A 3,649-nucleotide genomic window follows, 5' to 3' on the forward strand; every position below is an offset into this window, starting at 1 on the left:
GCACAACACGGGAAGGTCTAGAGCCTGTTCCCTTATACTTGGCGCTACTTTGCCCGGGGTAGGCATACCAAGTAACGTGCCTGATGATTACCGCCTGTGAACAGGAGAATCCAGCACCTGAAGAGGCACAAGCCGAAGCCGTAGTAACCTGGGATGGGACGCAGTCAACAGGTGATCTCCTGTTTTCAATTGAGGGCCTTGCTGGCCCGGAAGCTGTACGGTACGATCCGGATCAGGATGTGTACTTCGTTGCAAATTTTAACGGAGACCCCGCTGGTGATGCAAATGGGTTTGTGTCGCGCGTCTCAGCTGAAGGCAGTATCGAGACACTTGAGTATATGATTGGTACGGAGATGCATCCACTCCATGGCGCACGAGGGATGTACATCGTGGATGATCTGCTTTGGGTAGCGGATGCTGCCGGCATCCATGGATTTAACCGAATGACAGGTGTACACGAAGCGTTTGTCGATTTTACTGCTTTCGAACCCGGGTTCATCAACGATATTGTGCAAGGCCCTGATGGTGCGCTGTATGTAACTGAAACCGGTGGGGGCTCCCGTATTTTTAAAGTAGTGGATGGTGAGGTGACCGTTGTTCTGCAAGATGAGGCCATCGGTCTACCCAATGGTATCACCTGGGATGAAGCGAACAGTCGTTTTGTCATTGTAGCCTGGACGGGCACCCAAACCTTCCAAACCTGGGATCCGGAAACAGGTGAGCTTGTTGGGCTGGCTACCAGTACCGGTGGTAACTATGATGGTGTTGAAGTGCTCGGTGGGCGAACGCTTGTTGCAAGTCAGCAAGATTCCTCCTTGTATCTTGTTGAAAATGGCGAAAGTCGCCCCTACATTTTGCTCGACGCCGCGCCGGCTGATATCGGTATCGACACCCAGCGTATGCGGGTTGCCGTGCCATATGTGGCTGCAAACCGCGTTGATGTTTGGGCGCTCCCCGGTAAATAATGAGTCGCATCCCTATTGTTCTATTTTGCGTATTGGCAGCGGGTTTGTTTAATATCAAATGCGCTGAACAACCCGAAATAATGGCTATGAACCAGAGCCAGGAAGCTGCGGCGAAAACGCTTGCGCTGTCCTTTTACCGTGATGTAATCGGCGATTTGAATGAAGCGATGATTGACTCGCTGATTGCAGAAGACTACATCCAGCACAATCCGATGGTGAAAACGGGCCGCGCCGGCTTCATGGAGGCGTTTGCTTATTTGAAACAAATGCCTCGTCCAGAAAATCCTAAAAGCCCCATCGTGCGGACCATTGCTGAAGGCAACTTGGTTGCGTTACATCTGCAAGTTGAAATAGCCGGCTCACAACAAGTTGTTCTTGATCTTTTTCGAGTAGAAGATGGCAAGCTGGCTGAACACTGGGATGTGATGCAAATGCACCCACGGGAAACCAGCAATGGCCGGGGGATGACCGATGGCGTTGTGGCGATTGAGGATCTGGACAAAACAGCACCCAACAAAGCGCTTGTGCAGCAATTTTATCAATCCATTTGGCTTGATGGTAACTGGGCCCAATTAGCGGACTTTGTACACGAAGCTGTTATGCAGCACCATCATGGGCTTGCAGATGGGTTGCCGGCGCTCGCGACAGCGCAGCATGGCCCGACGCAAATTGATACGGTACACCGGTTGGTTGCCGAAGGGAATTTTGTTGTTGCGCAGTTGGAAGGCACGATCGATGGAACGCCGCACGCCATATACGAGATACACAGGCTTGCTGATGGCCTGATTGTCGAGCAGTGGACCGTACAGCAGGCCATTCCCGACCAGATGGCGCACGGAAATGGCATGTTTTAGATGTAGTAGTGTTCGGCACTCGAAATTCGGCAATCAATACCAAGCCTTTTTTACTTTAACCTTAAAACCACCCCTCTGTATCATTGCAGCCGTTAACCCAGCACCCCGACCGGTATTTTGACACGCGCCCAACGGTGCTACCCATTGCCCGGGCGCTGTATGATTCAGCCAAAGATCTCCCCATCGTCTGTCCGCATGGACATGTGCCTCCCGAACTGCTTGCAGAAAACAAACCTTTCCCTGAGCCTACAGCGCTGCTAATAACGCCGGATCACTATATCTTCAGGATGCTCTATTCACAGGGCATCCCGCTGGAGCAACTTGGTATTCCAACAATTGATGGGACGCCAATAGCTGAAAATCCGCGTGTTATCTGGCAGTGTTTTGCTGATCACTACCACCTGTTCCTCGGTACACCAACGCGGGCATGGATGGACTACGTGCTGTACCACGTTTTTGATGTCCGCATCAAGCTCGAAAGCGCAACTGCGGATACCATTTATGATGCCGTATTGGAGCGACTGCAGGAAGAGGCCTTTCGGCCGCGTGCGCTCTTTGATAGTTTTAATGTGGAAGTGCTCACCACAACGGATGCCGCCACGGACACACTCGCGTACCACCAAATGATACGCGACAGTGATTGGGAGGGACGCGTGGTCCCTTGTTTTCGCCCGGATGCTGTTTTTCGAATCAGTACCCCTGGTTGGCAGCAGGAAATCAAAAAGCTTGCGGCAGTGTCGGGGAAGGAAATAGCGTCGTACCAACACTTCATAGCTGCCATTGAGGGCCGGCGTGAATTCTTTCGTTCGATGGGCGCCACGTCTACGGATCATGCTGTGCTTGTACCGTATACCGAACGGATTTCGAACAAAGCCGCGGAAGACCTCTTCGAACGCGCGATCCGAGGCAAAGCAACCGCCCATGATCAGGCGCAATTCGAAGCGCACATGCTTATGGAGATGGCGCGAATGAGCGTCGAAGATGGGCTTGTCATGCAAATCCATCCGGGCTCCTTGCGGGGGCACAACGCGGCAATAGCCAAGCGCTTTGGACCAGACAAAGGTGCGGACATCCCACTTGCAACTGAGTACACGCAAAACCTGAAAGCTTTGCTGAATGCGTATGGGACAGACGCGCGCCTTCGGTTGGTTGTATTTACATTGGATGAAACCACGTATGCACGCGAACTTGCCCCGCTTGCCGGCCATTATCCGGCGATGCGCCTCGGGCCAGCCTGGTGGTTTCATGACAGCATTGAGGGCATGCGCCGGTACCGCGAGCAAACCACAGAGACCGCTGGCATCTACAACACGGCCGGCTTCAATGACGACACCCGTGCCTTCCTCTCGATTCCCGCCCGTCACGACCTGGCGCGCCGCGTAGATGCTAACTACCTGGCCGGCCTCGTTGCAGACTATAGAATTGACGCAGAGGACGCGCTCAAGATGATGCGGGCGCTGACTTACGATTTGGTGAAGGATACTTATCGGTTTGGCTAATGGCTCGGCCTTGTGCTTTGCAGAAAACTGTGTACCTTCATAGGTCGATTGCTGTATTTTTTTGGTTATTTGCTCGTTATGCCCAACTTGATTGGGTCTTTATATCACAGTTAATATGCCTTGTGAAAATGGGTCATTATGCTCGTTTTTACTCCACGTCATGCCGAATTTGCTCCGGTATCCAGAGAACGCGATAAGTAAGCCAGTGCTCATCGCTGCATACCCACCCAACTGCTCACCCCTTGTGACACAAACCTGATTGCCCTTTGAAAAGATCAATCCAAACCTTACTCGTTTTGTGCCTGTTGTTTGTGCTGCCGGGATTAAGTGC

The 3,649-nt window shown here is 52.3% G+C and carries 4 protein-coding genes; 3 read left to right on the forward strand and 1 reads right to left on the reverse strand.

Features of this window, described 5'->3' with window-relative positions:
* Positions 1-83: 83 nt before the first annotated feature.
* The 3 genes from AAF564_26380 to uxaC all read left to right on the forward strand — a co-directional run bounded on the left by AAF564_26380 (position 84) and on the right by uxaC (position 3,318).
* Positions 84-965, forward strand: coding sequence for a hypothetical protein (locus tag AAF564_26380; protein MEM8489101.1), 882 nt, complete (start codon positions 84-86; stop codon positions 963-965).
* Positions 966-1,045: 80 nt separating this feature from the next.
* Entirely contained in the window at positions 1,046-1,819 is a 774-nt protein-coding gene (locus tag AAF564_26385) for a nuclear transport factor 2 family protein (protein MEM8489102.1), read from the forward strand.
* A gap of 83 nt (positions 1,820-1,902) precedes the next feature.
* Complete coding sequence (gene uxaC, locus AAF564_26390; protein ID MEM8489103.1) at positions 1,903-3,318, forward strand: glucuronate isomerase; 1,416 nt, start codon at positions 1,903-1,905, stop codon at positions 3,316-3,318.
* 99 nt (positions 3,319-3,417) lie between these two features.
* Here the strand turns inward: uxaC and AAF564_26395 are convergent.
* Positions 3,418-3,649: hypothetical protein (locus AAF564_26395; GenBank protein MEM8489104.1), on the reverse strand; the 232-nt coding region annotated here is incomplete at its 5' end.

Source organism: Bacteroidota bacterium (assembly GCA_039111535.1).
GTDB lineage: Bacteria > Bacteroidota > Rhodothermia > Rhodothermales > JAHQVL01 > JBCCIM01.